The following is a 23,575-nucleotide window of genomic DNA, read 5'->3' as shown; positions in this document are numbered from 1 at the left end:
CGGGAGTGACAACTCTCGTTCTCAGCTCGTCAGCCGGCGGTACAGCGCCTCCACCACCGGGACCAGCACCGAGGCCTCCGTCCGGTCGGCGGCCGTGCATTCGGCGAGCGCCGCCCCGACGACGTCGAACTCGGCGAGCGCGTCGAGGCACGCGACGAGACGGTCGACGGTGAGGCCGCCGGGCTCCCCGTAGTGCGCACCCGGGAACTCGCGGGGATCGAGCACGTCGACGTCGACGTGCACGTACAGCGCCTCCACGTCGGCCTCGCGCACCGCGGCCACGACGTCGGCCGGGTCGGCGGGTGGCGGCACGTGACGGAGCAGTCCGGCCCGCACGGCCTGGAGCTCGGCCGGGTCGAACGACCGTGTCCCCACCAGTACCGCCCGCCCCGGCTCCACGGCCGGATTCGCCACGAACTCGTCGTCGCCCTCGCCCAGCAGGGCTCGCAACACCATGCCGTTGAACGCGCCGGACGGCGAGGTTCCGGGGGTGTTGGCGTCGGCGTGCGCGTCGAACCACACCACACCGAGCTTCGGTCCGTACCGGTAGCGGGCCACGCCGATCGGCACGAGGTCGCTCGCGCAGTCACCGCCGACCGTCAGCACCGGCCCCTCGGGATTCTCCAGCGCCGCGAGCTGCGCACCACGGTTGTCGAGCAGCGCGGCACGGTTGCGGACACCGCGCTCGGTCGACGATCCCGCCTTCCCGGCCGGGATCCTCAACACCGGCGTACCCAGGGCCTCCTCGGTGAGTGAGGCGAGGGCCTCGCATCCGGCGGGGAGCCGGGACTGCGCGCCGTCCCAACCCGACCCCTGCCACTGTGCCACAGCATGAACACGCATGGCGGTCACGCTAGTGCGCGAACCACGGGAGAGGCCACCGGCACTCGCGCGCTCCACGACGCCGGTGGCCTCCTCCACGTCCGCTACTCCAGCACCACCAACAGGTCGCCACCCTCCACCTGCTGCACCGAGTTGATGGCCAGGCGCGCCACCCGGCCACCTTCGGAGGCGGTGATGGCGGCCTCCATCTTCATCGCCTCGATCGTCGCCACCGTGTCGCCCGCCTGGACGGTGTCGCCCTCGGACACCGTCGCCGTCACCACTCCGGCGAACGGCGCCGCGACGTGCTTCGGGTTGTCCTTGTCGGCCTTCTCCTTCGCGGGCAGGTCACTGGCCACCGACCGGTCGCGTACCTGGATGGGCCGCAACTGCCCGTTCAACGACGCCATGACGACACGGATACCGCGCTCGTCGGCCTCACCGATGGCCTCCAGTTCGATGAGCAGCCGCACCCCGGGTTCGAGGTCCACGGCGTACTCCTCCCCGGGACGCAGCCCGTAGAAGAAGTCCTTGCTCGGCAGCACGCTCGTGTCGCCGTACGCGTGCCGATGGGTCTCGAACTCCTTCGTCGGCCCCGGGAACAGCAGGCGGTTCAACGTGGCCCTGCGGTCGTCCTCCAGTGCCCGCCGGTCGTCGGCGGACAGCTCCACGGTGGGCCTGGCCTCCGCCCTGCCCCGCAACGCCTTGCTGCGGAACGGCTCCGGCCAACCGCCGGGCGGGTCACCCAACTCGCCACGCAGGAAGCCGATGACGGAGTCGGGGATGTCGTACCTGCCTGGTTCGGCCTCGAAGTCCTCCGGCGACACTCCCGCGCCCACGAGGTGCAGGGCGAGGTCACCCACCACCTTGGACGACGGCGTGACCTTCACGAGGTGACCGAGGATGCGGTCGGCCGCCGCGTACATCGACTCGATCTCCTCGAACCGGTCGCCCAGGCCGAGCGCGACGGCCTGCGTGCGCAGGTTCGAAAGCTGCCCACCGGGGATCTCGTGGTGGTACACACGGCCGGTCGGGGAGGCCAGCCCGGCCTCGAACGGGGCGTAGATCTTGCGCACGGTCTCCCAGTACGGCTCCAGGTCGCCCACCGCACCCAGGTCGAGCCCCGTCGGCCGGTCGGAGTGGTCGGTGGCGGCCACGATGGCCGACAGCGACGGCTGCGACGTGGTGCCCGCCATCGACGCCACGGCGCCGTCCACGGCGTCCGCGCCCGCGTTGACGGCGGCGAGGTAGGTCGCGAGCTGCCCACCCGCCGTGTCGTGCGTGTGGATGTGCACCGGCAGGTCGAACTCCTTGCGCAGCGCGCTCACGAGCCTCGCCGCGGCGGGTGCCCGCAGCAACCCGGCCATGTCCTTGATGGCGAGGACGTGCGCGCCCGCGCCCACGATCTGCTCGGCGAGTTTGAGGTAGTAGTCGAGCGTGTAGATCTTCTCGTCGGGGTTCGACAGGTCGGAGGTGTAGCAGAGCGCCACCTCCGCCACCGCCGTTCCCGTGGCGCGCACCGCCTCGATCGCGGGCCGCATCTGCTCGACGTCGTTGAGCGCGTCGAAGATGCGGAAGATGTCGATGCCGGTGGCGGTGGCCTCCTCCACGAACGCCTCGGTGACCTCCGTGGGGTATGGCGTGTACCCCACGGTGTTGCGGCCCCGCAGCAACATCTGGAGGCAGAGGTTCGGCATGGCCTCCCGCAGCGCGGCCAGCCGCTCCCACGGGTCCTCGGCGAGGAACCGCAGCGCCACGTCGTAGGTCGCGCCGCCCCAGCACTCCACCGACAGCAGTTGCGGCATGGTCCTCGCCACCACCGGGGCTACCGCGAGCAGGTCCTTGGTGCGCACGCGCGTGGCGAGCAGCGACTGGTGGGCGTCGCGGAAGGTCGTGTCGGTGACGCCGAGGTGCGGCGACGAGCGCAACCACCTGGCGAAGCCCTCGGGACCGAGTTCGGTGAGCTTCTGCTTCGACCCGGCGGGCGGCTCCCCGTCCGGAAGGGACGGCAGCTTCTTCATCGGGTCGATCAGGCGGGGCCGCTCGCCGTGGGGCTTGTTGACGGTCACGTCGGCGAGGTAGGTGAGCAGCCTCGTGCCGCGGTCGGCCGAGTGCCGTGCCGTCAGCAGATGCGGGCGCTGTTCGATGAACGCCGTGGTGACCCGGCCCTCCCGGAAGTCGGGATCGTCGAGGACGGCCTGGAGGAACGGGATGTTCGTCGCCACGCCCCGGATGCGGAACTCCGCCACCGCGCGCCGCGCCTTGTCGACGGCCGTGGTGAACGTGCGGCCACGGCAGGTGAGCTTCACGAGCATGGAGTCGAAGTGCGCGCTGATCTCCGTGCCCGCGAACGTGGTGCCGCCGTCGAGACGGATGCCCGACCCGCCCGGCGACCGGTAGGCGCTGATCATGCCCGTGTCCGGGCGGAACCCGTTGGCGGGGTCCTCGGTGGTGATCCGGCACTGCAGCGCCGCGCCCCGCAGGTACACCGTGTCCTGCGACAGTCCGAGGTCGGCCAGCGTCTCCCCCGCGGCGATGCGCATCTGCGCCTGCACCAGGTCCACGTCGGTGACCTCCTCGGTCACCGTGTGCTCCACCTGGATCCGCGGGTTCATCTCGATGAAGACGTGGTTGCCGTCGCGGTCCACGAGGAACTCCACCGTGCCCGCGTTGCGGTAGCCGATCTGGCGGGCGAAGCGCACGGCGTCGGAGCAGATGCGTTCCCGGAGTTCGGGAGCGAGGTTCGGAGCCGGGGCCAGCTCGATCACCTTCTGGTGCCTGCGCTGCACCGAGCAGTCCCGCTCGTACAGGTGGATGACGCCGTTCTCGTCGCCGGTGCCGTCGCTGAGGATCTGCACCTCGATGTGGCGAGGCTGCACCACCGCCTTCTCCACGAACACGGTGGGATCGCCGAAGGCCGACTCGGCCTCACGGGCCGCGGCCTCGATCGACTCCCGCAGCGAGGCGCGGTCCCGCACCAGTCGCATGCCGCGACCACCACCGCCCGCCACGGCCTTGACGAACACGGGGAAGCCCAGCTCCTCGGCCGCCTCCACCAGGGTGTCCACATCGGAAGAAGGCTCCGACGAGCCGAGCACGGGCACGCCGGCCTCACGGGCGGCGGCCACCGCGCGCGCCTTGTTGCCGGTCAGTTCCAGCACCTCGGCGCTCGGGCCGATGAACGTGATTCCCGCGTCGGCGCACGCGCGGGCGAGGTCGGGGTTCTCCGAGAGGAAACCGTATCCGGGGTAGATCGCGTCGGCCCCCGCCCGCTGCGCGGCCGCCACGATCTCGTCGACCGACAGGTAGGCCCTCACCGGATGACCGGGTTCCCCGATCTCGTACGCCTCGTCGGCCTTCAGCCGATGGACTGAGTTTCGATCCTCGTGGGGGAACACCGCGACCGTTCCCGCACCCAGTTCATACGCTGCGCGGAACGCTCGGATCGCGATCTCACCACGGTTGGCGACGAGTACCTTGCGGAACATGCCCGTTCCTTCCTCGTTTGGAGCGGTCGCGAGCACGTTACCTCGATTGCCGTGCTCAAAGGGAGATCAGCGGCCCGTGACGGGCCTCATGCGCCCGGTATCGGACACGGGAGGTGGGTACCCCCGAACATCGTGTCCGCACCTCACGCACGCGTGTCCGTACTTCATGCGGCAACCGGCGCACGTTCCACGTCATGGGATGCGAACACGCGTGCACAACCTGCGGACACGGCGTTCGGGTCAGGTCTTCTCCAGGTACTCCGCGCGTTCGTCGTCGATCGTGTCGGCCGCGAGCGTGGCGAGACCCGGATGGTCGGCGAGTTCCGGGTCGGCCGACACCACCCGCTGAGCCACGCTGCGGGACTGCGCGATGACGTCCTCGTCACGCAGCAGGGACAGCAGCTTGAGCCCCGAGCGCTTGCCCGACTGCGCGGCGCCGAGGATGTCACCCTCCCTGCGCAGCTCCAGGTCCAGCTTCGACAGCTCGAACCCGTCCGTGGTCGACTCGACGGCGGCGAGCCGCGCGCGGGCGGACGTCCCGTCGAGCGCCTCGGTGACCAGCAGGCACAGCCCCGGCACGGACCCCCGGCCGACCCGGCCCCGGAGTTGGTGGAGCTGGCTGACCCCGAACCGGTCGGCGTCCATGATGACCATCAACGTGGCGTTGGGAACGTTGACACCGACCTCGATCACGGTGGTGGCGACGAGTACGTCGAGCTCACCGGCGGCGAAGGCCCGCATCACCGCGTCCTTCTCGTCACCCGGCAGCCGCCCGTGAAGGACGCCGACACGCAGACCCGCCAGCGGGCCGTTCTCCAGCTCCGGCGCGAGGTCGAGCACGGCGATGGGTGGACGTTCGGTCTTGTCCGACGGCGGTTCGTCGCCGATGCGGGGACACACGACGTAGGCCTGGTGTCCCTTGCCGACCTCCTCGCGCAGCCGCTGCCACGCCCTGTCGAGCCACGCGGGTTTCTCGGCGGCGGGCACCACGGTGGTCGAGATCGGCGAGCGGCCGGACGGAAGCTGCCGCAGCGACGACGTCTCCAGGTCGCCGTACACGGTCATGGCGACCGTCCTCGGGATGGGAGTCGCGGTCATCACCAGCACGTGCGGGCTGATGTCCTCGCCCGCCCGCGATCGCAACGCGTCGCGCTGTTCGACGCCGAACCGGTGTTGCTCGTCGATCACCACGAAGGCCAGGTCGGCGAACGACACGTGCTCGCCGAGCAACGCGTGCGTGCCCACCACGATGCCCGCCGCGCCGCTCGCCGCGTCGAGCAGGGCCTGTTTGCGCTGCCGCGCGGGCAGCGATCCCGTGAGCAACGTGACGCGCGTGGCGCACTCGGAGCCGCCGAGTTCACCCGCCTGCGCGAGGTCGCCCAGCAACTCCCGCAACGACCGCGCGTGCTGGGCGGCGAGCACCTCGGTGGGGGCGAGCAGGGCCGCCTGCCTTCCCGCGTCGACGACCTGCAACATCGCCCGCAGCGCGACGATGGTCTTGCCGCTGCCGACCTCGCCCTGCAACAGGCGGTTCATGGGGTGCTCGCCCGCGAGGTCGGCGCTGACGGCCTCCCCGACCTCGCGCTGTCCCTCGGTGAGCCGGAACGGCAACCGCTCGTCGAACGCCTCGGCGATGCCGCCCGGCTTCGGTGGGCACGCGGGCGCGGCCCTGCCCCCGGTGGACTGCCGCCGCCGTGCCAACACGAGCTGCACCGCCAACGCCTCGTCCCACTTGAGTCGTGTGCGAGCGCCGTGCAGGTCGGCGTCGCTGTGAGGCCGGTGGATGGCGTGCAGTGCCTCGAACAGCGTGACGAGGCCGTGTTCGCGGCGAAGCCACTCCGGCAGCGGGTCGGGTTCGCGGTCGAGCATCTCCAACGTCTGGTGCACGGCCTTGGAGATCCGCCACGACGGCAGCCCCTGCGCCGCGGGGTACACCGGGATGATCCGCGAGAGGAAGTCGTCCACCGTCGACAGCCCGTCGTCCGAGTCGGACTCGATCAGCTCGTACTCGGGGTTGGCGAGCTGCAGCGAGCGGCGGAACGCGGTGACCTTGCCCGCGAACAACCCCGTCCTGCCGGGTCGCAGCTCACGTTCCCGCCACGTCTGGTTGCCGAAGAACGCGCACGACAGCCTGCGCAGGCCGTCGGTGATGGTCACCTCCAGGATGGAACCCTTGCGAGTGCGCATGGGTTTCTTCGTGGTGCTCTCGACACGCGCGAGCACGGTGACGTGTTCGCCGATCTCCAGGCCCGCGATGTCGGTGAGCTCGCCACGCTGGGCGTAGCGACGCGGATAGTGCCGCAGCAGGTCTCCGACGGTGTGCAGGTCGAGCGCGGATGCCAGTGCATCCGCCGTCCGTGCGCCCACGACGTCCGTGAGCCGGTCCGCCAACACCGCCATGTCACTCCACACCCATCAGCAGCACCGCATCGGTCTGCCCACCGGGATAGCACACCAGTTCGACGTCGGGCCGCTCGGCGCGCAGGTGTTCGGCCAACACGTCCGCGACGCCGTCGGGCGCGCCGTCACCCACCAGGACGGTGACCAGCTCCCCGCCCACCGCGAGCATGCGGTCGAGCACGCCGGTCGCGGCGCGTTCGACCCGCCGTCCGGCGTCGCCGGACTCGATGAGCACCACCTCGCCGTCGATGAACCCCACGACGTCGCCCGCGGCGACCCTGCCGACCCACGTGATGGCGTCCTCGGCGGCCACCACCACCTCGCCCCGGCGGGTGGCCGCCGCGGCCTCGGCCATGGCGACGACGTCGGCGCCCGCCCTGCGTCCGGGGTCGTGGACGGCGAGTGCCGCCAGCACCTGCACCGGCGAGGCACACGGCACCACCACCACGTCCCGGTCCTCCAGCATGGGGTGCCCGGTGATGCGCTCGGCGGCCGCGGTCAGCCGCACACCGCCCGCCAGCACGGTGACGTGGGTGGCCGCCGTACCGGTCACGAGCGTGAGGAGGTCCTCGGTGGTCGGCTCGCCGTCCGCGTCGACCACGAGCACCGGGGTGCCCTCACCCCCGACGAGGTCGGCCAACGCCTCGCCCCGCACCACGGCCACCACCGCCCGGTCGGCCGCCGCGACCGCGGGTTCGGCAGGCCCGGGCGTCAGCAGCGGTTCCACGCGCACGCGGTGGGGCCTGCCGTGGTCGAGTCCGGCCTCCAGCGCCGCTCCGATGTCGGCGCAGTGCACGTGGATCGCGTACTCACGCTCGCCCGCCTCCGCCACCGTGACGCTGTCGCCGAGCGCCGACAGGGCCCTGCGCAGCGCGGGCAGCCCGCCGGCCGTGTCCGTACCGTTCCCGCCGCCGTCGGGAACGGTGAGCAGGTACATCACCTCCCACGCGCGCGGTGACGGCTCCTCGCCGGCGCGTGCGTGGGGTGTGGTGCGGGCGGGCACCGGCGTCCGCACGCCCGTGAGCGTCTCCACGAGAGCGTCGAGCACGGCCACCAGCCCGCGCCCACCCGCGTCCACCACTCCGGCCACCGCGAGCGCGGCCAACTGGTTCGGAGTGTTCGCAAGAGCCTCGGCCGCAGTCTTGGCGGCCAGCACGGCCACCCCGGAGGCGGTGTCCCCGTCGCGGTCGTCGAGTGCCGTGGAAACGGCGTGCAGCACGCTCAGCATCGTGCCCGCCACGGGGCGCGCCACGGCGCTCGTCGCGGCGGAGTCGGCCGAACGCAGCGCGGCGGCGAGGGCGGCGCCGTCGAGCGCATCGGACCCGGCCGCCGAGGACGCCATACCGCGCAGTACCTGCGACAGGATGATGCCGGAGTTCCCCTTCGCCGCCCGCACCGCCGCGTCGGCCGCGGTGGTCAGTGCCGCTCCCGCGTCCGGAACGTCCCTCCCCGACAGAGCGTCCCTCGCGGCGGTGATCGTGTGCAGCAGGTTCGAGCCCGTGTCGGAGTCGGCCACCGGGTAGACGTTGATGCCGTCGATCTCGGCCCGCAACGCGCGCAGGTCACGCACGCAGACGTCGACCCACTGCCGTACCGCGTCCGCGTCCAGAACGTCCGAGGGCCGCATCCGCGTCATCCTCCGTAGCCGGTGTCGAGGCTGGTGCCGAGGCATGCCAGAAGCGAGGGTAACGACCCCGATGAGCCGGGGACGGACGCACCGGTTACCCTGTTCGAGTTGCCCGGTACCGCCGGGTGGTTCGTTTACCGATCTTTCGAGGAGTGTTCGACGTGGCTGCCGTGTGCGACGTCTGTGGCAAGGGGCCGGGCTTCGGCAAGTCGGTCTCACACTCTCACCGGCGCACCAACCGCCGGTGGAACCCGAACATCCAGACCGTGCACGCCAGGGTCGGGCTTTCCCAGAAGAAGCGCCTGAACGTGTGCACCTCCTGCATCAAGGCGGGCAAGGTCGTTCGGGCCTGAAGCCAGCTTTCCCGGACGAACGGCTCGGTGACCGGAAGGTCGCCGAGCCGTTCGTCGTCTCGGCGGGCTTACGGCAACTTCCAGTCGATGGGCTTCGCACCCTGCTGTTCGAGCAGCGCGTTGGCGCGGCTGAACGGCCGCGAACCGAAGAACCCGTTGCGGGCGGACAGCGGGCTGGGGTGCACCGACTCCACACACGGCACCGGTCCGAGCAACGGCTTGAGCTTGCGTGCGTTGCTGCCCCAGAGGATCGCCACGAGCGGCACGTCGCGCTCGGCCAGCGCCACGATCGCCCGCTCGGTGATCTCCTCCCAACCCTTGCCCTGGTGGGAGTTCGGCTTGCCGGGGCGCACGGTGAGCGCCCTGTTGAGCAGGAGGACCCCCTGCTCCGTCCACGGTGTCAGGTCGCCGTTGGACGGTTGCGGGTGACCGAGGTCGTCGCAGTACTCGCGATAGATGTTGACGAGGCTCTTCGGCAGCGGTCGGACGTCCGGCGCCACGGCGAAGGACAACCCGATCGCGTGTCCCGGCGTGGGATACGGGTCCTGACCGACGATCAGCACTCGCACCTCGTCGAACGGCTGGCGGAACGCGCGAAGGATGTTGTCGCCGGAGGGCAGGTACGTCCGTCCCGCCGCGACTTCGGCGCGCAGGAACTCCCCCATCTCGGCGATCCGGTCGGCGACCGGCTCCAGCGCCTTCGCCCAACCGGGGTCCATGATCTCGTGCAGTGGTCGTGCGGTCACGACACGGCAGCTTAGTCCAGTGGGGTGACCACGAAGCGTACGGGAAGTGCGAACACGCGTGCGTAGGCCGCGCACACGACGTCAGAGGGGTTTCGCCAGGCAGAGGCTCAGCTCGTCGCCCGCGTAGACACCGAATCCGGGCATGTCCTCGTAGCCGGAGGAACGGTACAGCGAGATGGCCTCGGGCTGCTTGGTTCCCGTCTCCAGCACCATCCGCGTCCGGCCCGCCTCGGCGGCCGAGCGCTCCAGCTCGGCGAGCATCGTCCGGGCCAGACCCCGGCCACGCAGGGTGGGCACCACGTACAACCGCTTCAGCTCCGCGTCACCCGAGGAAAGCGGCGGCTCCGCGACGTCGTGCGCGCGCCACCCGCCACACACGGCGGGCACGCCGTCGACGTAGCCGACGAGAAACAGGCCCACGGGCGGGGCGAACTCCGCGGGATCCACGGGAGTGACGTCCGGATCGCCGTAGCGGGTGACGTACTCCTGCTGGATGGCGTCGATGAGCTTGACCGCGTCGGGGTGGTCGAACGGCACCGTACGGATGTCCACTGGGTTCTCCTCACACACTCGTCCGGCGCCGTTGCCGCTGGGATGGCTCGGGCTCCAGTATGGCGGCCACCTGGCCGGCGACCACTCACGCGACCTCAGGTCCAGTGCTGCCAGCCGGCCTCGCGTTCGTACGGGAGACCGTCCACGGTGACACCGACCTCGGACGTGACGACCGACCCGATCGGGCACCAGCCCTCGGGCAGGTCGGACAGCGACCGGAACGTGGCGGCGAGCGCGTGGTCCTCTCCCCCGGTGAGCACCCAGTGCATCGGGTCCGCTCCGAGCGCGGCGCCCACGTCCACCAGCCGCTCGGCCACGGTGAGCCGGTCGGTCTGCACGTCGATCCCCACCCCGGAGGACTCGGCGAGGTGCCCGAGGTCCGCCAGCAGCCCGTCCGAAACGTCGATCATCGACGTCGCCCCCGCGAGTGCCGCCGCGGGGCCCGCCGCGTACGGCGGGTCGGGGCAGCGCTGGGCGTTCACCACGCTCACGGGCGAGCGGAACCCCCGGCCCAGCACGGCGAGCCCGGCCGCGGCCCAACCGAGCCGCCCGCACACGGCCACGATGTCACCGGGGCTCGCCCCCGAGCGTGTGACCGGTGGACGGCCTCCGAGGTCGCCGAGCGCGGTGACGCTGACCACCATGTTGTCCGCGCGCACCATGTCCCCGCCCACCACGCCGACGTGGACGCGCCGGGCCTCGGCGGCCATGCCCTCCAGCAGCTCGGTCACCACGGCCGCGGGTGTGTCGCCGGGGCAGGCCAGGGCGACGACGACCGACGTGGGTACGGCGCCCATCGCGGCGATGTCGGCGAGGTTCACGGCCACGGCCTTGCGTCCCACCTGGGTGGGCGTGGACCAGTCCAACCGGAAGTGCACGCCCTCCACGAGGGCGTCGGTGGTGACGACCACCCGCCCGTCGGGCGCGGCCACGACGGCGGCGTCGTCACCTGGCCCGAGCAGGGTCGTCGACGGCTGCGGCGTGCCCTCCGTCACCCGGCGGATCAGCCCGAACTCACCGATCGCCGCGACGGTGTCCGCCCCGGACGCGGGACTGTCTCCCACACGTACCTCCGGTTGTTGCGTTTCCCGCGGAAACCTCGACTGACGGACGCCCGATCGTCGCAGGTCTGCGGTACGTTGCTGCCTACATTCCTACCTTGACGCGTCACCGCCGGACATGAAGGGGAACAGCGCCGTGGTTCACGCATACATCCTCATCCAGACCGAGGTCGGCAAGGCCGCCGCCGTGGCGGCCGAGATCGCCGGTATCCCCGGTGTCACCACGTCGGAGGACGTCACGGGACCGTACGACGTCATCGTGCGTGCACAAGCCGACAACGTCGACGAGCTCGGTCAGCTCGTGGTCGCCCGCGTGCAGAACGTGGAAGGCATCACGCGCACCCTCACCTGCCCCGTGGTGCACCTGTGAGCTGTGCTGTAGTGGAGTGGTGAGCGAAACCGGTGCTCCGCCCCGGAGCCTCGTCGTCCTCGCCGCGGTGCTGGCCTCGGCGCTGGCCGTGACCGTCGCCGTGCTGGGGTTCGTCCTGTCGTCCGGCGACTCCACCCGCGACGCCTCCGGCGGGGACACGCCGGACACCCCCGGCCCACTTCCGCTCGTCTCCATTCCCGCGCCCGAGGCAGGCTCGTCCGAATGCGCGAGTCTCGTCGAGGCCGCGCCACGCGAGCTGGAGTCCTCCGGTGAGCGGCTCGCCCGCCGGGAACTCGCCGAACCCGCACCACCCGCCACGCTCGCGTGGGGGAACGACGATCCCGTCGTGCTGCGGTGCGGCCTGGACCGGCCACCGGAGCTGACGCGGTCGTCGACGCTGCGGTCGATCGACGAGGTGCGGTGGCTTCCCGTTCCCGGCGAGGGCAGCACGACGTGGTACGTGGTCGACCGCGACGTCTACGTCGCGCTGACGGTGCCCGCCACCGCGGGCACGGGGCCGCTGCAACAGCTCTCCGAGACGATCTCCGGCGCGCTGCCCGCCGTACCGCTCGACTTCGACTGAGCGAACCCGGCGGGACGGCAGGCGCCGCCTGCGGTCAGCGCAGTCCCGTTCCGCGGGCGAGCGCGGTCTCGATGAGGGTGGTCAGCAACGTCGGGTAGTCGATGCCGGTGACCTCCCACATCTTCGGGTAGGCCGAGGTGGCGGTGAAGCCGGGCATCGTGTTGACCTCGTTGACGGTCAGCGTGCCGTCCGCGCCGACGAAGAAGTCCACCCTGGCGAGACCCTGGCAGTCGAGTGCGCCGAACGCGCGCACGGCGGCCTCCCGCAGCCGCTCGGTGACCGTGTCGTCGAGTTTCGCGGGGATGTCGAGTTCGGCGTCCTCGCCGAGGTACTTGGTCTCGAAGTCGTACCAGGCGTCGGTGTCGTCCGACAGCACCCGGACCTCGGCGGGCAGCGACGCCTCGACACGGCCGTCGGGGAACTCCAGCACCCCGCACTCGATCTCCCGCCCGACGGTCTCGGCCTCGACGAGCACCTTGGGGTCGGTCTCGCGGGCGAGCGCGATGGCGGCGTCCAGTCGTGCCCAGTCGGTGACGCGCGAGATGCCGATGGACGACCCGGCGCGAGCGGGTTTGACGAACACCGGCAGGCCGAGGCGCTCACGCTCCTCGGCGGGCAGGGTCTGCTGCCCCCGTCGGACGACGGCGTAGCGGCCGACCTCCAGTCCCTCGGCCGCGAGCAGCTTCTTGGCGTACTCCTTGTCCATCGCCGCCGCGCTGGCGAACACGCCCGCACCGACGTACGGCAGGTCGGCCAGTTCGAGCAGCCCCTGGATGGTGCCGTCCTCGCCGAAAGCCCCGTGCAGCACGGGGAACACCACATCCACCGCGGACAGGACCTCGGCGCGCTCGCCGGGGGCGAGGCTCACGACACCGCCCGTCGTGGGGTCTGGCGCCAGCACCAGAGCTTTTCCGTCCTCGACGGCGGGCAGTTCCCTGCCCCTGATGCGCAGCGTCTCGGGGTCGCTCGTACCGAGCACCCAACCACCGGCCCGGGTGACGCCGATGGGAACGATCTCGAACCGGTCGGGATCGAGGTTCGCCAGGATGCTGCCCGCCGACACACAGGAAATGGTGTGCTCGGTGCTTCGACCGCCGAAGACGACGGCCACTCGGGTCTTGCGGCTACTCATGGGCGGCACCCTACCTTCGGGTCGGTCGGAGCACGTCGACGAGCACCCCGAGAACGTCTCGCAGCGTCTCACGCGAGCAACCCGCGTATCCGACGGCGAGGCCCGCAGTGGTGGGAGTGCCCGCGAAGTGCCGCGCCAATCCGTCGAGCAGCAGTCCGCGTTCGCGACCGAGCGCCAGCCGCCGCCGTTCCTCGTCCGCGGAATCGAGCGGCACCACGAGGTGCGCACCGGCGTCGTCACCGAGCACGGGCACACCGGCGTCCCGCAACGCGGTGACGAGCATGGAGCGTCGTTCGGACAGCTCTCTACGTAGCCTGCGCAGGTGCCGTCCGAGGTCACCGTGCCGGGCGAGTTCCACGAACACCTGCTGCCCCGCGGGAGAGGCCCGGGTGCCCGCGTCGTCACGGTAGGCGAGCACTGCGGCGGTGACGCCGGGTGGGGCCACCATCCAGCCCGCCCCGAGGGTGGGGGTGAGGATCTTGCTGGTGGTACCGAGGTGGACGACGACGTCGGGGGCGAGTGCGGCGAGCACCGGCAGCGGTGCGACGTCGTAGCGCAGTTCGCCGTCGTAGTCGTCCTCGATGACGAGGAAACCGTCGGCGCGGGCGCGTTCGACGAGTTCGACCCGGCGGGACGCGCTCATGCGGCTGCCGAGCGGGTACTGGTGGGCGGGTGAGCAGTAGACGGCGCGCACCCCCTCGGGGATCGCGTCCGGCCGCAGCCCCTCCGGGTCGACCGCCACGGGCGCGACGCGGACACCCGCGCGGCGAAACGCCTCCACGGCCCGCTGATAGCCGGGTTCCTCCACTCCCACGAGGTCACCAGGACGAAGCAACGCCGCGGCGAGCTCGACGACGGCCGCGGTGGTGCCCGCGGTGGCGAGCAGGGAGTTCGGTGCCACGTCGAGTCCCCGATGCCGCAGCAGGTGCTCGGCGATGGCGGCCCGGTACCCGACGAGTCCGGCGCGTTCGGACACCAGAAGCGGCGGGGTGTCCGCCGCCGCGCGCCAGGCCCGCCGCCACGCGGCCCTGTCGATCCCGTCGGCCCACGGGATTCCCGGCAGCAGGGCCACGAGGCCCGGCGACGGCGCGTGGTCGGGACCCACCACGGTGCGGTGGCGGGACACCGGCGCGGGCGGGGACGTGGTCACGTAGGTGCCGGAGCCGTGCCTGCCCACGATCCAGCCCTCGGCGTGCAGCTGCTCGTACGCGGCCGAGGTGACGGTCCTGCTGACCCCGAGACTGGCCGCCAGAGCCCGCGTGGACGGCAACCGGTCACCACCCCGGAGGTGCCCGCCGGAGGCGGCCTCCCGCAACGCGTCGGCGAGCTGGACCGCCAGCGGCACCCCCGAGTCGCGGTCGAGCGTCACCGGCAGGGCGGTGTCACCGTGGACCACGGGACCTCCCCGAAGTGGCATCTTGAAGCACCGGAACATTGGCTATTCCATCATGCCACTGTCACGTCGAACGATGAGGTGCATGACCGCTTCACCCACCCGGCCGCCGTTGTCCCCCACCCCGCGCAGCACGCCGACCCGCAAGCCCCAGCGCTACGCGAGCGACCGCGACGCCCTGTACGACGTCCTGGACTCGGCGCTGCTCTGCCACGTGGGGCTCGTCCTGAACGGCTCACCCGTCGTGCTGCCCACCGCCCACGGCCGCGACGGCGACACACTGTACCTGCACGGTTCCACCGGATCGGGAAACGTGCGCGCCGCCGTGGACGGCGCCGACCTCTGCGTGGCCGTCTCGGTCCTCGACGGCATCGTCTACGCGCGATCGCTGAGCGACCATTCGATGAACTACCGCAGCGCGGTGATCCACGGCCGCGCCGCCCCCGTGACCGGTGAGGAACGGAAGACCCACGCCCTGCGCGTGCTCAGCGAACACCTCAGCCCCGGGTCGTGGGACTACGCCCGCACTCCCGACCGCAAGGAGCTGGCCGCCACACACGTGCTCGCGCTCGACCTCGGCGAGGCGTCGGTGAAGATCCGCACCGGTGATCCCTCACTCGACGACGCCGACCGCGACGCCCACACCACGTGGGCGGGTGTCCTTCCCGTGCACACCACCTTCGGCACCCCCGTCACGGCGGACTACGTGCCGGAAGGGGTCGCCGTTCCCGAGCACGTCTCCGCCCGCACCACGGGCCGCACGGTCCGGCCCCCGTCCTGGTAGACGTGCACGCTGATCGCCGGGTCGGGCCCCGGATTGGACACGTGGTGGGAGTAGCCGGGCCCGAAGACCCGCGACTGCCCCGCCTCCACCACGTGCCTCTCGGGGCCGTCCGGCGACACACCGGGGTCTCGGTGCACCTCCTCCACGAGCCGCCCGCTCACCACGGTCAACGCTCCCGTGGTGGCACCGTGGTCGTGCAGTCCGGTGTTCTGGCCGGGAAGCCAGCTCAGCAGCCACACCTCGTGGTCACCGACGGTGTCGAGCAGTACGGCGAACCGCTCGTCGGGGTCGTAGCGCAACAGGTTGCGCCACCGGCCCCGTTCGGCGGCGAACTCGCGGGCCGTCCGCACCGGATGGCGGGACAGCAGGTCCGCGGGAGGAAGTGCGATCGTGTTCTCGGGCACGGCGAACATGCGAAGAAGACCTCGAAACGGTGTGGGGAAAACAGGAGGACGGTCGGGTTGGAACGGCTCGCGCCTCGAGCGCCCGTCTCAGGCGCGGCGCGTGGTCACCGGCAACAGCGACAACAGCCCGGCAGGGTGCGCGACACACGACCACACCGCGGAGCGGGGTCCGACGCACCGAGAACCGACATGCCCCAAGGCAAGCAGACCCGCGCGCGGACGTCAAACCCGATACCGGCTCACGGACCGGCTTGACAACGCGCGCGAGAACGTCACGACCACTCGTGCTTCTGCCTGCGGCCCAGCAGCTCCGCGCCCACCGTGGCCGGATCGACACCCTCGTGACAGACGCGGTACATGGCGTCGGTGATGGGCATGTCGACGGCGAGCCGGTCGGCCAGTTCGCGGATCGAACGGCAGGAACTCACGCCCTCGGCCACCTGGCCGCCCTGCGCCGCCCTGGCCGCCTCCATCGTCTCGCCGCGCCCGATGCGCTCACCGAACGTCCGGTTGCGCGACAGCGGTGACGAGCACGTCGCCACGAGGTCTCCGACACCGGCGAGGCCGGCGAAGGTGAGCGGGTCCGCGCCGAGCGCCGAGCCGAGACGGGCGGTCTCGGCGAGCCCCCGGGTGATCAGGGTCGCCATCGTGTTGGCACCGAACCCCAGCCCCGCGGCCATACCACAGCTCAGCGCGATCACGTTCTTGCACGCGCCACCGAGCTCGCAGCCCACGACGTCGGTGTTGGTGTAGGGGCGGAAGTACGAGTTGAAGCTGGCCTCCTGGATCGCCACGGCCCGCGCGTGGTCGGCACACGCCAGCACCGCCGCGGCAGGCTGCTGCCGCGCGATCTCCTTGGCGAGGTTGGGACCGGACACCACCACCACGTCGCCCGGCTCCACTCCGGTGACGTCGGAGACGACCTCGCTCATGCGTTTCAACGTGCCGAGTTCCACGCCCTTGGCGAGGCTGACGAGGATCGCGTCCTCGGGCAGCAGCTCCCGCCACGCCGTCAGGTTCTCGCGCAGGCTCTGACTCGGCACCGCCAGCACCACCGCGTGCGCACCGTCCAGCGCGGCCGCGGGATCGGCGGTCGCGGTGACGCGGTCGGGCAGCCTGACGCCGGGCAGGTACGACGAGTTGGTGTGCCGGACGCGGATCTCCTCGGCGACCTCCGCCCTGCGGGCCCACATCGTCACGTCGCGCCCCGCGTCCGCGAGGATCTTCGCGAACGTCGTTCCCCACGAGCCCGCACCCAACACGGCCACACGCTGCACCGCCATCGTCAGCCGCGTCCCTCCGTACCGACCGACGACGAGGGGGGCTGTTCACCCCGGATCTCGACGAGCTGTTCCAGCACCCGGCCCATGATCAGTTCGGTGACCTCGCGCAGCAGCGACTGGCTGCGTTCCTTCTCGCGGTACGCCGACAGGTCGATGGGCTCACCGACGGAGTGCACCACGGTCTTGCGGGGAAACGGGCGGAACTTCTTCGTGTAGCCGTTCCAGATGTCCTGCGTGCCCCAGCGCGCGACGGGGATCACGGGCACGTCGTTCTCGAGTGCGAGCCTCGCCACACCCGTGTAGGAGCGTTTCGGCCAGCCCTGCGGGTCCTTCGTGATCGTCCCCTCGGGATAGATGAGCACCACCTTTCCCTCGCGCAGGGTCTGGTGCGCGGCCCGCAGGCTGTCGCCCGCGTCGCTGGAGTTCCGGTACACGGGGATGCCGCCCGAACCGCCGAGGATCTTGCCGAAGATCGGCACCCGGAACAGGCTGGCCTTGGCCATGAACCGCGGCACCCGCTTGTTGCGGTGCACGAACACGGCGTCCACCGCGGGATCGAGATGCGACACGTGGTTCATCACGAGCAGCACGGGGCCGCTTCGCGGAATGCGGTCGGCGTTGTGGTACACGCTGCGGCCCATCCAGGTCAGCGGGTAGAACAGGACCGCGGCCGCACCGACCCAGAAACCGCCCTTCTCGCGCTCTGCCAAGGCTGTTCCTCCCGAGGTCTTCCCGAACCGTCTCGTGGGTGTCCGATCGATCCCGTCGATCCTGCCACGAGCCGCCGTGCGGCGACGGCAGGGCCACCCGTCGCCGACCGCCGTGGGTGTGTTTTGCGGTAATGATGGTGGCGTGGCTGTCGATCTGATCGTGCCGCTGAAGAGGCCGAGCCTGGGCAAATCCCGGTTGCGCGGCGTGCTCGGGGACGCGGACGGCGAGTACTCCCATACCGATCTGGTGCTCGCGCTCGCGTTCGACACGCTGCGCGCGGCCACCGCCGCGGCCGGCGTCGACCGTGTCCTGGTGGTCGGCTCCGATCCCGCGGCGCTCGCGCTGCTGCGGGAGCTGGAGGTGGACGTCGTCGGCGAACACGCCGTCGGCGGCCCGCCGGACGGCGGTCCACACGACAACCTGAACACGGCACTACGCGCCGGGGAGCGGCTGCTGCGGGCCGACAACCCGGGCGGGACGATCGGCGCTCTCCAGGCGGACCTGCCCGCACTGCGACCGCACGAACTCACCGAGGCCATCACCGAGGCGGGCGGGCGGCGGGCGTTCGTCGCCGACCGGCACGGCACGGGCACCACGCTCTTGCTGTCCTCACCCGGTGGGCGACTGCGCCCCCGCTTCGGTCCCGGTTCGGCCCGCGCGCACACGCTCTCGGGTGCGCGGCCACTGACGGCGGCACTGCCGTCACTGCGCGGCGACGTCGACACCCCCGGTGATCTCGACCACGCTCGCCTGCTGGGGCTCGGCGACCGCACCCGGGCCGTGCTCGACCGCGCCTGCCTGCTGTCCTGAGGCCCCGGCGAAAGCACCGGCCGACTGCGGCGCCGCTCTTCAACAGCGTCACGACCTCACCGATTGGGGGACAATGGCCACGTGAGCGACGAGACCCAGACCCCCGCGGCCAGCAGCTCCGAAGCCTCCGCAGCCTCCGAAGCCTCTGCAGCCTCCGAAGCCCCCGGCGGCTCCCGGCCCGGCGAGCGGGCGGACCTCGGCGACCCCGGGCGTCGGCCCGCCGTCACCTCCCCGCTTCCCCGGCCCGTCGACGGGCACCGCGACTTCGGCTCCGTGCCGTCCGCACCGCCCGCCGCCACCCACAACGGCGGACCTGGGGACGAGCTGCCCGACGACCGGTACTTCAACCGCGAACTCTCGTGGCAGGACTTCAACGCCCGGGTGCTCGCGCTCGCCGAGGACCCGTCACAGCCGCTGCTGGAGCGAGCGAAGTTCCTGGCCATCTTCGCGTCCAATCTGGACGAGTTCTACATGGTCAGGGTCGCGGGGCTGAAGCGCCGCGAGCAGACGGGCCTTCCCGTGCGCAGCGCCGACGGGCTGACCCCCAGCGAGCAGCTCACCTACGTGGCCGCACGCAACGCCGAGCTGGTCAAGCGCCACGCGCTGGCGTTCGAGAAGGGGGTACGCCCCGCGCTCGCCGACGTCGGTATCCGCATCGTCGCCTGGTCGGACCTGGCCACGGACGACCGGGCCCGGCTGTCCGAGTACTTCACCAAACAGATCTTTCCCGTGCTCACTCCCCTGGCCGTCGACCCGGCTCACCCCTTCCCCTACATTTCCGGTCTGTCGCTCAACCTCGCCGTCACCGTCCGCGACCCCGACGACGGCACCGAACGCTTCGCCAGAGTGAAGGTGCCCAACAACGTGCCCCGCCTCGTCCGCATCGAGCGGAGCCGGGACAGCCGCACCGCGACGTTCCTGCCGCTGGAGGAACTCATCGCCGCTCATCTCGACGAGTTGTTCAGCGGGATGCAGGTGAGTGAGCACCACGTGTTCCGGGTCACCCGCAACGCCGACTTCGAAGTCGAGGAGGACCGCGACGAGGATCTGTTGCAGGCCCTCGAACGGGAGCTCGCGCAGCGCCGGTTCGGCCCTCCGGTGCGGCTGGAGGTCGCCAGCGACATGAGCGAGCACGTGCTCGAACTCCTGCTGCGCGAGCTGGAGGTCGATCCGCAGGACGTCGTGGAGGTCCCCGGTCTGCTCGACCTGAACTGTTTGCACCAGCTCCACTCGCTGAACCGCAAGGAACTCAAGGATCCACCGTTCGTTCCCGCCACCCATCCCGCGTTCGGGGAGCGGGAGACGCCCAAGAGTGTGTTCGCGACCCTGCGCGAGGGCGACGTGCTGGTGCAGCACCCCTACCACTCGTTCTCCACGAGCGTGCAGCGGTTCATCGAGCAGGCCGCCGCCGACGACAAGGTGCTGGCCATCAAGCAGACTCTGTACCGGACGTCGGGCACGTCCGGCGAGTCGCCCATCGTGGACGCGTTGATCGAGGCCGCCGAGCGCGGCAAGCAGGTCGTGGCGCTGGTCGAGATCAAGGCACGGTTCGACGAGCAGGCCAACATCGCGTGGGCCCGCACGCTGGAACGCGCGGGAGTGCACGTGGTGTACGGGCTCGTGGGACTCAAGACACACTGCAAGATCGCCCTGGTGGTACGCCAGGAAGGGTCCACGATCCGCCGCTACTGCCACGTCGGCAGCGGGAACTACAACCCCAAGACCGCGCGGCTGTACGAGGACATCGGGCTTTTCACCGCCGACCCCTCCGTCGGCGCCGACCTGACCGACCTGTTCAACGTCCTCACCGGCTACTCCCGCCAGCAGACCTACCGCAACATCCTCACCTCCCCCAACGGCATCCGCCGGGGGCTGCTGCACTTCATCGAGAACGAGATCTCGTTGGCACACGCGGGCAAACCGGCGGGCGTGCGGATCAAGTGCAACTCGCTCGTCGACGAACAGGTCATCGACGGCCTCTACCGCGCGTCGCAGGCCGGTGTCGACGTCGACGTGGTGGTGCGGGGCATCTGTTCGCTCAAGCCCGGTGTTCCGGGGCTCAGCGACAACATCCGGGTGCGCTCGATCCTCGGGCGTTTCCTCGAACACTCGCGTGTCTTCCACTTCCGGGGAGCCGACACCCACTGGATCGGCAGCGCCGACATCATGCACCGCAACCTCGACCGCCGGATCGAAGCGCTGGTCCGGGTGTCCGATCCCCGGCTCACCGCGCAGCTCGACGAGCTGCTGGACTCCGCGCTGGATCCCATGACCCGGTGCTGGGTCCTGCACGCCAGCGGTGAATGGGTACCCTCTCCGACGGACAGCGGGCAGGTCCGCGACCATCAGATGGAAATGCTGCGCAGGCACGGAGCCACAGGGTGAACAAGGTCGTGAAAGCCGCGGGGGCGGTGCTGTGGCGCCGGAGCCCCGCGGGCAGTGAGATCGCGGTCGTGCACCGGCCGCACTACGACGACTGGTCACTGCCGAAAGGCAAACTCGACCCAGGGGAGACCGCCCCCGTCGCCGCCGTGCGGGAGCTGACCGAGGAAACCGGCTACGACGCCGTTCTCGGGCGCTTTCTCACCACCGTCGAATACAGCGTGAACGGCTCGGCGAAAACCGTGGACTACTTCACGGCGACGCCGGTTTCGGGTGAGTTCACTCCCAATGAGGAAGTGGACGAACTCCGGTGGTTGCCGATGTCCGACGCGCGGTCGCTGCTGACCTACGAAGGCGACCGAGACGTGTGCTCCCGCGCCGAGGAACTCCCGGTCGACACCGCCACCGTGCTGCTGGTCCGCCACGCGAAGGCAGGCAGCCGGGACGACTGGGTGGGCGACGACGACCTGCGTCCCCTCTCGGACGCGGGGCGGCGACAGGCTTCGGCGCTGCGGCCGCTGCTGCGCGCGTTCCGGCCCGAAGCGGTGTACTCGGCGCCACGGCTGCGTTGCGTGCAGACGGTGCGCGCCGTGGCCGAGGACATCGACGGCGATGTGCGGCTCGACCCGCTGATGTCGGAGGAGACGTACCGCAAGGACCCCGAGGGCGGGGTCGAATCGCTGTTGTCCGTGGCGAACTCGCACACCACCGCGGTCGTGTGCAGCCAGGGCGGTGTCATCCCCGGACTGGTGGACACGCTGGCGCAGCGGGACGGCGTCACACTGACCCGTAAGCTCACCGGAGAGGTACCGAGCAAGAAGGGCTCGGTGTGGGTCCTGTCCTTCGACACCCGTTGCGGTGAGCCACGGCTCGTGGCAGCACACTACCTGCCCAGCGCGCTGCCCACACCCTCCTGACACGGCAGGGCTCCCCCACTGCGAGCACAGGAGCCCTGCCGGGAGAACCGGACGCCGCGGAGCGCGGCGCCCGGTGTCACTTCGTCGTCTTCTTCGTGGTCCTCTTCGCCGGCGACGTGGTGCGTGCGGTCGCCCTCGCGGTGGTCCGCGGCGTCGTCTTCGCAGCCGCCTTCGTGGTCTTGGCGGGGGTCTTCTTCGTCGTCGACCGCGTCGAGGTCTTGGCGGCGGTCTTCGGCGCCGACTTCGTGGTGCTCGACTTCGCGGCCGTCGTCTTGCTCGCCGCCGACTTCGTGGTCGTCTTGGGCTTGCTCGCGCTCGCACGCGTGGAAGTCGACTTGGTGGTCGACTTGGCGGTGGTCTTCGGTGCCGCCTTGGTGGTGCTCGCCTTCGTCGTCTTCGTCGTGCTCTTCGGCGCGGCCTTGGTCGCCGTGCTCTTGGCGGCGCTCTTGGCCGGCGTCGCCTTGGCCGTACGAGCCGAGGTGGCACGAGTCGTCGTACCCGTGGTGCTGCGCGTGCGGCTGGTGGTGGTGCGCGTGGAAGTGGGACGCGTCGCAGCCGTCTTCGAGGTGCCCGAGGTGGCACGCGAGGTGGAAGCCGTGCTCCGCTTGGTGGTGGCCTTCGGAAGCTTCTTGGCTCCGCTCACCACGTCCTTGAACGTCGTGCCCGCGCGGAAGGCGGGAACGTTGGTCTTCTTCACACGCACGGTCTCGCCGGTGCGCGGGTTCCTCGCGGTACGTGCGGCACGAGCGCGCTTCTCGAACACACCGAAGCCGGTGATGTTGACCTTCTCGCCCTTGTTGACCGTACGGATGATGATGTCGACGAGGTTGTCGACAGCCTGCGCCGCGACCTTCTTGTCGCCCAAGCGCTCGGAGAGCGCTTCGATGAGTTGGGCCTTGTTGGCCATTCCAGTCCTCCAAGAAGAACTACGTGTTACCCGGCCACACCGGCCGACATGCGCACACGGTATTACCAACTCAGCACAAATTCCAAACGGCACGCGGATTTTTTCCTTATCGTGTGCGCCGTTACGCCTCCACAGGTCCTCCAGAGCCTGTTTCCGCGTGCCGTTCGGCGTGGTGTGGGGCCGGTTCTCACGACCGGGTACAAGCCCCGGATTCCCTTTGCGGCGGCAAGGGAATCCGGGGCCGCTGCTCTACCTCGGAGTGGTGACGGGTTTGTGCGACGGGCGCTGCTTCTCGAACGCCGCGATGTCGTCGGCGTGCCGCAGGGTCAGTGCGATGTCGTCGAGCCCTTCCAGCAACCGCCAGCGCGTGTAGTCGTCGATGTCGAAGCGGGCGACGAAGTCCTTTGCCCGCACTGTCTTCTCCCGCAGGTCGACGGACACCTCGGTGCCGGGCTCGTTCTCCAGCAGCTTCCACAACTGCTCGACGTCCGTCTGCTCGCACTGCGCCGTGACGAGCCCCTGCTTGCCCGAGTTGCCGCGGAAGATGTCGGCGAAGCGGGAGGAGATGACGACCCGGAATCCGTAGTCCATCAGCGCCCACACCGCGTGCTCACGCGACGACCCGGTGCCGAAGTCGGGGCCGGCCACGAGCACGGAGCCCCGGCGGTAGGGCTCGTGGTTCAGGACGAACTGCTCGTCGGCACGCCAGCTCGCGAACAAGCCGTCCTCGAAGCCGGTCCTGGACACCCGCTTGAGGTAGACGGCCGGAATGATCTGGTCAGTGTCCACGTTAGACCTGCGCAGGGGCACCCCGACGCCGGTGTGCGTGGTGAAAGGTTCCATGACGTGT

The 23,575-nt window shown here is 70.7% G+C and carries 21 protein-coding genes; 7 read left to right on the top strand and 14 right to left on the bottom strand.

Going from position 1 to position 23,575, the window contains the following annotated elements:
* Positions 1-21: 21 nt before the first annotated feature.
* The 4 genes from SACCYDRAFT_RS05260 to SACCYDRAFT_RS05245 form a co-directional block, all read right to left on the bottom strand.
* Entirely contained in the window at positions 22-843 is an 822-nt protein-coding gene (locus SACCYDRAFT_RS05260) for an arginase family protein (RefSeq protein WP_043537084.1), read from the bottom strand.
* Between the two features lie 83 nt (positions 844-926).
* Positions 927-4,310 (bottom strand): pyruvate carboxylase, encoded by a 3,384-nt coding sequence (locus tag SACCYDRAFT_RS05255; RefSeq protein ID WP_005454277.1) that lies wholly within the window; start codon positions 4,308-4,310, stop codon positions 927-929.
* Positions 4,311-4,550: 240 nt separating this feature from the next.
* Positions 4,551-6,710: an ATP-dependent DNA helicase RecG gene (gene recG, locus SACCYDRAFT_RS05250; RefSeq protein ID WP_005454275.1), complete on the bottom strand. Its 2,160-nt coding sequence runs from the start codon at positions 6,708-6,710 to the stop codon at positions 4,551-4,553.
* Between the two features lies 1 nt (position 6,711).
* Entirely contained in the window at positions 6,712-8,337 is a 1,626-nt protein-coding gene (locus tag SACCYDRAFT_RS05245) for a DAK2 domain-containing protein (RefSeq protein WP_005454273.1), read from the bottom strand.
* 161 nt (positions 8,338-8,498) lie between these two features.
* Here SACCYDRAFT_RS05245 and rpmB point away from each other — a divergent pair, with 161 nt between their 5' ends.
* The gene (rpmB, locus tag SACCYDRAFT_RS05240) at positions 8,499-8,690 is read left to right on the top strand and encodes a 50S ribosomal protein L28 (protein ID WP_005454271.1); all 192 of its coding nucleotides are present in this window, start codon (positions 8,499-8,501) and stop codon (positions 8,688-8,690) included.
* 68 nt (positions 8,691-8,758) lie between these two features.
* Here rpmB and SACCYDRAFT_RS05235 read toward each other — a convergent pair whose 3' ends face one another.
* The 3 genes from SACCYDRAFT_RS05235 to SACCYDRAFT_RS05225 all read right to left on the bottom strand — a co-directional run bounded on the left by SACCYDRAFT_RS05235 (position 8,759) and on the right by SACCYDRAFT_RS05225 (position 11,052).
* A complete protein-coding gene (locus SACCYDRAFT_RS05235) occupies positions 8,759-9,436 on the bottom strand; it encodes a uracil-DNA glycosylase (RefSeq protein WP_005454270.1) in 678 nt (225 codons plus the stop codon).
* A gap of 81 nt (positions 9,437-9,517) precedes the next feature.
* Positions 9,518-9,988 (bottom strand): GNAT family N-acetyltransferase, encoded by a 471-nt coding sequence (locus tag SACCYDRAFT_RS05230; protein WP_005454269.1) that lies wholly within the window; start codon positions 9,986-9,988, stop codon positions 9,518-9,520.
* 95 nt (positions 9,989-10,083) lie between these two features.
* A complete protein-coding gene (locus SACCYDRAFT_RS05225; RefSeq protein ID WP_005454268.1) occupies positions 10,084-11,052 on the bottom strand; it encodes a thiamine-phosphate kinase in 969 nt (322 codons plus the stop codon).
* A 133-nt stretch (positions 11,053-11,185) separates the two neighbouring features.
* Between SACCYDRAFT_RS05225 and SACCYDRAFT_RS05220 the strand changes: the two genes are divergently transcribed.
* Together SACCYDRAFT_RS05220 and SACCYDRAFT_RS05215 are read left to right on the top strand one after the other, a co-directional pair.
* The gene (locus SACCYDRAFT_RS05220; protein ID WP_043537083.1) at positions 11,186-11,419 is read left to right on the top strand and encodes an Lrp/AsnC ligand binding domain-containing protein; all 234 of its coding nucleotides are present in this window, start codon (positions 11,186-11,188) and stop codon (positions 11,417-11,419) included.
* A gap of 16 nt (positions 11,420-11,435) precedes the next feature.
* Positions 11,436-12,002, top strand: a complete 567-nt coding sequence (locus SACCYDRAFT_RS05215; protein WP_005454266.1) for a DUF3515 domain-containing protein — start codon at positions 11,436-11,438, stop codon at positions 12,000-12,002.
* Positions 12,003-12,036: 34 nt separating this feature from the next.
* On the opposite strand, the gene SACCYDRAFT_RS05210 is transcribed toward SACCYDRAFT_RS05215, so the two are convergent.
* Positions 12,037-13,134, bottom strand: a complete 1,098-nt coding sequence (locus SACCYDRAFT_RS05210) for a D-alanine--D-alanine ligase family protein (protein WP_005454265.1) — start codon at positions 13,132-13,134, stop codon at positions 12,037-12,039.
* Between the two features lie 10 nt (positions 13,135-13,144).
* The gene (gene pdxR, locus SACCYDRAFT_RS05205; protein ID WP_005454264.1) at positions 13,145-14,530 is read right to left on the bottom strand and encodes a MocR-like pyridoxine biosynthesis transcription factor PdxR; all 1,386 of its coding nucleotides are present in this window, start codon (positions 14,528-14,530) and stop codon (positions 13,145-13,147) included.
* Between the two features lie 82 nt (positions 14,531-14,612).
* On the opposite strand from pdxR, the gene SACCYDRAFT_RS05200 reads away from it, so the two are divergent.
* Positions 14,613-15,311: a pyridoxamine 5'-phosphate oxidase family protein gene (locus tag SACCYDRAFT_RS05200; RefSeq protein WP_005454262.1), complete on the top strand. Its 699-nt coding sequence runs from the start codon at positions 14,613-14,615 to the stop codon at positions 15,309-15,311.
* Here SACCYDRAFT_RS05200 and SACCYDRAFT_RS05195 read toward each other — a convergent pair.
* The 3 genes from SACCYDRAFT_RS05195 to SACCYDRAFT_RS05185 form a co-directional block, all read right to left on the bottom strand.
* Positions 15,230-15,724: a cysteine dioxygenase gene (locus SACCYDRAFT_RS05195; protein WP_005454260.1), complete on the bottom strand. Its 495-nt coding sequence runs from the start codon at positions 15,722-15,724 to the stop codon at positions 15,230-15,232. The two genes, SACCYDRAFT_RS05200 and SACCYDRAFT_RS05195, sit on opposite strands and share 82 nt — an antisense overlap.
* Positions 15,725-15,987: 263 nt before the next feature.
* Complete coding sequence (locus SACCYDRAFT_RS05190) at positions 15,988-16,998, bottom strand: NAD(P)H-dependent glycerol-3-phosphate dehydrogenase (protein WP_005454258.1); 1,011 nt, start codon at positions 16,996-16,998, stop codon at positions 15,988-15,990.
* A 2-nt stretch (positions 16,999-17,000) separates the two neighbouring features.
* Entirely contained in the window at positions 17,001-17,708 is a 708-nt protein-coding gene (locus SACCYDRAFT_RS05185) for a lysophospholipid acyltransferase family protein (protein WP_005454255.1), read from the bottom strand.
* A gap of 142 nt (positions 17,709-17,850) precedes the next feature.
* Between SACCYDRAFT_RS05185 and cofC the strand changes: the two genes are divergently transcribed.
* From cofC to SACCYDRAFT_RS05170, 3 genes are all read left to right on the top strand, one after another.
* Positions 17,851-18,519, top strand: a complete 669-nt coding sequence (gene cofC, locus SACCYDRAFT_RS05180; protein ID WP_043536175.1) for a 2-phospho-L-lactate guanylyltransferase — start codon at positions 17,851-17,853, stop codon at positions 18,517-18,519.
* A gap of 63 nt (positions 18,520-18,582) precedes the next feature.
* On the top strand, positions 18,583-20,904 hold the full coding sequence (locus tag SACCYDRAFT_RS05175; protein ID WP_043536174.1) for an RNA degradosome polyphosphate kinase: 2,322 nt from the start codon (positions 18,583-18,585) through the stop codon (positions 20,902-20,904).
* Positions 20,901-21,818, top strand: a complete 918-nt coding sequence (locus tag SACCYDRAFT_RS05170) for an NUDIX hydrolase (protein WP_005454252.1) — start codon at positions 20,901-20,903, stop codon at positions 21,816-21,818. The genes SACCYDRAFT_RS05175 and SACCYDRAFT_RS05170 overlap by 4 nt, the downstream gene beginning before the upstream one ends.
* Before the next feature lie 76 nt (positions 21,819-21,894).
* On the opposite strand, the gene SACCYDRAFT_RS05165 is transcribed toward SACCYDRAFT_RS05170, so the two are convergent.
* Complete coding sequence (locus tag SACCYDRAFT_RS05165) at positions 21,895-22,725, bottom strand: HU family DNA-binding protein (RefSeq protein WP_005454251.1); 831 nt, start codon at positions 22,723-22,725, stop codon at positions 21,895-21,897.
* Between the two features lie 249 nt (positions 22,726-22,974).
* Entirely contained in the window at positions 22,975-23,568 is a 594-nt protein-coding gene (gene leuD, locus SACCYDRAFT_RS05160) for a 3-isopropylmalate dehydratase small subunit (RefSeq protein WP_005454250.1), read from the bottom strand.
* Positions 23,569-23,575 lie beyond the last annotated feature (7 nt).

Source organism: Saccharomonospora cyanea NA-134, assembly GCF_000244975.1.
GTDB classification, from domain to species: domain Bacteria; phylum Actinomycetota; class Actinomycetes; order Mycobacteriales; family Pseudonocardiaceae; genus Saccharomonospora; species Saccharomonospora cyanea.
This window is presented reverse-complemented; position numbering and strand designations above follow the sequence as displayed.